Source organism: Pseudomonas sp. HMWF021, assembly GCF_003061005.1.
Classification (GTDB): domain Bacteria; phylum Pseudomonadota; class Gammaproteobacteria; order Pseudomonadales; family Pseudomonadaceae; genus Aquipseudomonas.
Map to the genome: position 1 here is coordinate 1 of NZ_QAIK01000069.1, position 1,936 is coordinate 1,936.

The 1,936-nt window shown below is 61.5% G+C and carries 1 protein-coding gene and 1 pseudogene; both read right to left on the reverse strand.

The genetic code is table 11. The annotated features are described in order from the left end of the window. Nucleotides 1–59: 59 nt before the first annotated feature. Entirely contained in the window at nucleotides 60–1,442 is a 1,383-nt protein-coding gene (locus DBR18_RS10175; protein ID WP_108590223.1) for an MFS transporter, read from the reverse strand. 68 nt (nucleotides 1,443–1,510) lie between these two features. Further along, a pseudogene (locus DBR18_RS29015) lies at nucleotides 1,511–1,936 on the reverse strand (glutamine synthetase); the annotation flags it as partial.

The window sequence follows — 1,936 nt, forward strand, 5'->3', positions numbered from 1 at the left end:
GCAAGCTCCCTCGCCACAGTTACAGTGTCTTTCTGCGAACAGCCTTACCCTCACCCGACTCAGGGTCTGGCACCACTGATATCCGGTGTCGGTTTATCGCCCTCATCAGCCGACTCAGTTTCCGCCGCGACTTCTGGCTGCACTTCGGGCTCTGGCGCAGGTTCCGGTTCCGGCGCAACCGTGGTTTGCATCTGCTCCTGCACCACCTGCTCATCCACCCGCGGGTCGAGCGCTGCCACCAGCGGCGAGCTGGACATGCTGTCGGGCATCGCCACGTGGTGCAGCGGAGCGTCGTCGACCTGATGCAGATTGGTCACCGCTTTCGGGCGTATCCGCCACACCAGCAACAGCGCGAAGAAACTGAAAAACGCGTAAAGGCTCTGACTGCCAAACAACTTCATCAGCACGCCGGCCAACAGCGGTCCGATGCTCGCACCAACCCCGTAAGTCACCAGCAGCATCGCCGTCAGCGAAACCCGGCGATCGCCTTCAACGTGGTCATTGGAGAACGCCACTGCCAGCGGATACAGGCAGAATTGCACCAATGAGCACATGAACCCGACGACAAACAAAACCTCCAGCGGTACCTGCGGCAGGATCGCCAACGGCAATGCCGCCACCGCGAGAAACCCGGCAAAGCAGCGAATCAGCAGCGCCCGGTCGTAACGGTCGGATAACCATCCCAGCGGCCACTGCACCAGCAGCCCGGCAAAAATGCAGCTACCCATGAACAGACCGACCTGCTCGGTCGACAGCCCCTGCTGCGAGGCATACAGCGGTGCCAGACCGTAGAACGAGCCGATGATCAGACCGGCGCCCAGCACCGTGCTCAACGACTGCGGCACGCGCTTGATGAAGAAGCGCGGCTCCATCGGCGCCGGATGCAGCGGTGCCGGGTGAATCCGCCGGGTCAGCGCCACCGGCACCAGGCATAGCGCGAAGCACAGCGCGACGAGCATCAGCAGCTCCAGCCCAAGGCCGGGGTGCATGACCAGAATCAACTGCCCCAGCACCAGCCCCAGGTACGAAGCGATCATGTAGCCGCTGAATACCAGGCCACGCTGATTGGCATCGGCCTGCTCGTTGAGCCAGCTCTCGATCACCATGTACTGACACATCATGCCCAGACCGACGATGGTCCGCAGCACCAGCCACGCCGGCAGCCAGTCGACCAGACCATGCCCGAGCACCGCCGCACCGACGATCCCGGCACATGCGGAATAGGCGCGAATGTGTCCGACCCGGGCAATCAACCGGTGACCGATCTTGCCGCCCAGCACCAGACCGAAATAGTTGGCCGCCATCAGCGCACCGACCCACAGTCCATCGACATGGTCAGCCGCCAGGCGCAACGCCAGATAAGTGGATAGAAGGCCCGAGCCGATCAACATCATCAGCGAGGCAAAATACAGCGCTCGAAAGGATTTCCAGATTTGGCGCATCGGCGTTCCGAGCGGCTCCTTGCAGTGAGTACCGGACTATCAAACGATAGTCCGGTGGCGACAGTTCGTCAGGCCTGGGCTGCTAGAACACGCCGTTCCCAGGGAGTTATTTCATCAAAGAAGCTGGTCAACTCCAGGGTTTTCGTAGCGATGTAGCCTTCGATGAACTCCGCGCCGAACAGTTCCTTGGCGAGCTGACTGCGTTTCAGACGCTCCAGTGCGGCGTGCAAGGTACATGGCAGCGAAAGATTGTCCGGCACTTCGAATTCGCCCTGAATGGCCGCGTTTGGCTCCAGCTCATGTTCAATGCCGTAAAGGCCTGCAGCCAGGCTCGCGGCGATGGCCAGATAAGGGTTGGCATCAGCCCCCGGCAAACGGTTTTCGACCCGACGAGCGACCGGCGCACTGGCCGGAATACGCAACCCCGCCGCGCGGTTGTCATGTGACCAACAGGCGTTGTTCGGCGATGCATACGGATGGCACAGGCGCTGATA

Bases quoted from the DNA above. Each gene is read 5' to 3' on its own strand.
- DBR18_RS10175 (WP_108590223.1), bottom strand. From the start codon at position 1,442: ATGCGCCAAATCTGGAAATCCTTTCGAGCGCTGTATTTTGCCTCGCTG.